This window comes from Streptomyces sp. NPDC031274 (genome assembly GCF_055570235.1).
On record NZ_JBVIHP010000072.1, the window covers coordinates 1 to 3430 of the forward strand.

1 protein-coding gene, 1 pseudogene and 1 CRISPR repeat array are annotated in these 3430 nt (G+C 71.7%); of the genes and pseudogenes, one reads left to right on the forward strand and one right to left on the reverse strand.

The window, feature by feature from the left end; all coding sequences use genetic code 11:
- Positions 1 to 1071: pseudogene (locus tag ACZ5CR_RS43490) on the forward strand (hypothetical protein); the annotation flags it as partial.
- Positions 1072 to 1715: 644 nt separating this feature from the next.
- Here ACZ5CR_RS43490 and ACZ5CR_RS43495 read toward each other — a convergent pair.
- Positions 1716 to 2045: a hypothetical protein gene (locus ACZ5CR_RS43495; RefSeq protein WP_468868729.1), complete on the reverse strand. Its 330-nt coding sequence runs from the start codon at positions 2043 to 2045 to the stop codon at positions 1716 to 1718.
- 492 nt (positions 2046 to 2537) lie between these two features.
- Positions 2538 to 3420: direct repeats of the CRISPR family, unit length 29 nt; unit sequence GGGACCATCCCCGCGGGTGCGGGGAGCAC.
- Positions 3421 to 3430: the final 10 nt, after the last annotated feature.

Below are 3430 nucleotides of genomic sequence, written 5' to 3' on the forward strand. Positions count from 1 at the left end.
ATCTACCAGGCCCGCCTCCAGGCCCGCTTCGGCCGCTCCTGGCGCCGCAAGGCCCCCGTGGAGTCCCTGATGCCGCTGCGCCTGGCGCGGTTCGGCGTGCCGCTCGCGGAGACCGCGCCCGCGGGGCTCGCAGCGGCGGGGATCGAACCCGCACTGCTTCCGCCGACCGGCCGTGCAGTCCGTACTGCCGTCCCAGCCCGCGAGGCTGAACGCGAGGAGCTCCAGGAGCCAGAGCAGCAGGATGAGGCGGGCGCGGGGGAGGCTTCGCTGCCGGAGCCGTTGCCGCCCCAGGCCCCGTCGCAGGAGGCGTACATCGCCGTCACGCCGGTCGACGATGCGGAACTTGAGGGCTACGACGAGGCGCTCCGTGCCTACGTCAGTCAGTACGGCGTCGCTCCCACCGGCCATCAGTTCGGCTACTACCTCCTGGACACCTATGGCGTCGCGGCCGCCGGTGGCCGGCCGTTCTCAGACGCTGAGCTGCGCCCCCTGCTCCAGACCCTCCGGGAACGAGAGGCGGCCGCCGATCCGGTGGCCGAGGAGCAGAGCGTGAGCGGCCCGGATATGCCGTCGGCACCGATGGACGCGATGGTGCCGGCTGACGCCTCAAGTGTGGCCGCGGAGTCGCACGCCTTCTTCGGCGCCCCGCCTGCTGAACCGGCCCGCACTCCGGAGCCGGTGGCCGAGTCGCTGCCCGTGGCGAGCGTCGAGCCATCCACTCTGCGGATGGCGGGCGGGATCGCGGAGGGAGCTCTGGTCACGCCCGGAGCAGCTGGGGTGTCCGCGTCGGCTCCGCGCGACGGGGAGGCTGACGTGGCCGTGGCCGGCCAGCTCGCCCTGCAGCCAGAGCGGTCACCCGAGGAGGCGGAGATGCTGCCGGAGGACGAGCGGGTCCGTGCGGCGGTGGAACTGCTGCGCGCCGAGCCGTCGATGAGCGGTGCGGCGATTGGCCGGAAGCTGAACCTCTCGGAGCGGACGGCGCGCAGGGTGGCCGGTCAGGCGCGCGACTTCATCGACGAGCAGGAGCGGGCGACGTACCGGCCGCTGCAGTCGGTACCCAACCAGCGATAGCGGCCGGTCATCGCTGGCCGATTGGTTGGTAATTCAAGTAATCGGCCAGTGCTCAGCCGCCTTGATCGGTCACCGGAATCCCGCGATGAGGTGGCCGACGAGGTCCGATCGGCCACCGGCCATGGCCGATCCCCCCTCATCGGCCATCGCCGACGACCGCGCGCGAGCAGGCGCCCGAGCCCTCCGAGCGCCTTGAGGCCGGCGCCGATGGCGACCCGCCGATCAACCTCGGACATCACAGGTAACCGCTAGCTGACCTGCAGGTATCAAGGGCCATCGGTGCTGGTTACCCGAATCGGGTAACCGATGACCGGCCGCGAGTGGCCCTGATGAGTCCGGGTAACCGGCCTCGCCGGACTGCGGTTACCCGGCCCCATCGCGACCGGCCGCGCTGCGCAGGTGCGCAACGGTGATGGGTGCGCCATCGCTCGGCCGCTGCTGGCATCCAGGAGGGGGCGATGACCGATGCAGCGATGACCGATGACGCGCGGTTCCGGCCGCGACGGGCCCAGCGACGGCCAACGATGGGTGAGCGATGGGCGGCGATGACCCGCCGACGACTCGACGACGGAGCCGGCCACACCCATCGGCCATCGTCGGCCACTCATGGCTTGCTGTGGGTGGCCGACGTGGCCAACGGGCGGTCAGGCCTTCGCCATGAGCTCGTTGAGGATGGTGATGGTCTCGTCCTCGGTCTCGGTGCCGAGCCTCATGTTGAAGTCCTCCAGGGCCTCGGCGGCCCGTTCCAGGGAGTCGTGGTCGCCGAGCGCGGCGTAGGCCTGGAAGAGGATGCGGTAGAGGCTCTCGATCTCCGGGGCGACGTCCAGCCCCTTGGCCGCGGCCCAGACTGCGCCCCGGGGGTCGCGGTCTTCGAGGCAGCGCTGGGCGAGTTCCTCGGCGGTGAGGACGATCTTGCTGAGCATGACCTGGGCCAGGTGTTCGGCCCACCGGTAGCGGCGGCGGTCATCGGACATGAACGGCCGCCCACGGACCAGTCCGAGAGCCCCACGCAACGCCTGGGCGGCATGCGGCCCGCTCGTGGTGGAAGTGGAGTCGACGATAGGTCCACTGTGCCATCACGCGGATCCCAGTTGGGACCATCCCTGCGGGTGCGGGGAGCACGAGTACATCCTCCACTACGAGTTCACCACCCTGGGACCATCCCTGCGGGTGTGAGGAGCACGACCTTGAGCAGCTTCTCGGGGAGGACCTCGGCGACCACTCCCGCACGCGCTGGGAGCAGTCGCGGCTGAACGTCGTGGTGTCGAACCGCGCAGAGCCATCCCCGACGCGCGGGGAGCAGCAAAGGAGAGGGCCGGATGCCCTCACCCAGTAGAGATCATCCACGCGCGGGGAGCAGCTCTACACCCTTCCTGAGGACCGACGCGTCGCGGGACCGTCCCTGCGGGGGCGGGGGCGGGGGCGGGAGGGCACATCTCGATCACGCGGCGAACAACGTCCGCGCTGGGACCAACCCCGCACGTGCGGGGAGCACTTCGCAGTCCCGCCACGCGATCACGCGCACCGCGGGACCATCCCCGCGGGTGCGGGGAGCACCAGTCGCGCTGGGCGGGCAGCTCCGGCCGCTGGGGACCATCCCCGCGGGTGCGGGGAGCACCGGGCACGGGGGTCCAGTTCACAAGATCAGTCGGGACCATCCCCGCGGGTGCGGGGAGCACAGAGCAGACCCGGAGGACAACGGAGCAGCCCCGGGACCATCCCCGCGGGTGCGGGGAGCACACGTAGAGCCGGGCGTTTTCGACGAGCAGCTGGGGACCATCCCCGCGGGTGCGGGGAGCACGACACATCGAGCCGGACGGAACGGGCCGAGGCGGGACCATCCCCGCGGGTGCGGGGAGCACGACGAGAACGCCGACTACATCAAGCACTTCCAGGGACCATCCCCGCGGGTGCGGGGAGCACCGCTCCCCCCGCCCCCTGAGAAGTAGCGGCCGGGGACCATCCCCGCGGGTGCGGGGAGCACAAACCCTGTCGGGCAAGACGATCGGCATCGACAGGACATCCCCGCGGGTGCGGGGAGCACCTTGCGTTCGGGGACGACGGCGAGCACGGGAGGGGACCATCCCCGCGGGTGCGGGGAGCACGGCGACCGGACCGCCCGGGGCCGGGCCGTCTGGGGACCATCCCCGCGGGTGCGGGGAGCACGGATACAGCGGATCGAGGACCGGACGGTCGCAGGGACCATCCCCGCGGGTGCGGGGAGCACGAAGCGCTCGGGCAGGGCTACGAGGTCGCCCTGGGAGCATCCCCGCGGGTGCGGGGAGCACAGCACCACGGTCTCCAGCACGACGAAGGGCCTGGGACCATCCCTGCGGGTGCGGGGAGCACAGGTACGCGG

Excerpts from the sequence above, each read along its gene's own strand:
- ACZ5CR_RS43495 (WP_468868729.1), bottom strand. The coding sequence starts at position 2,045 with ATGTCCGATGACCGCCGCCGCTACCGGTGGGCCGAACACCTGGCCCAG.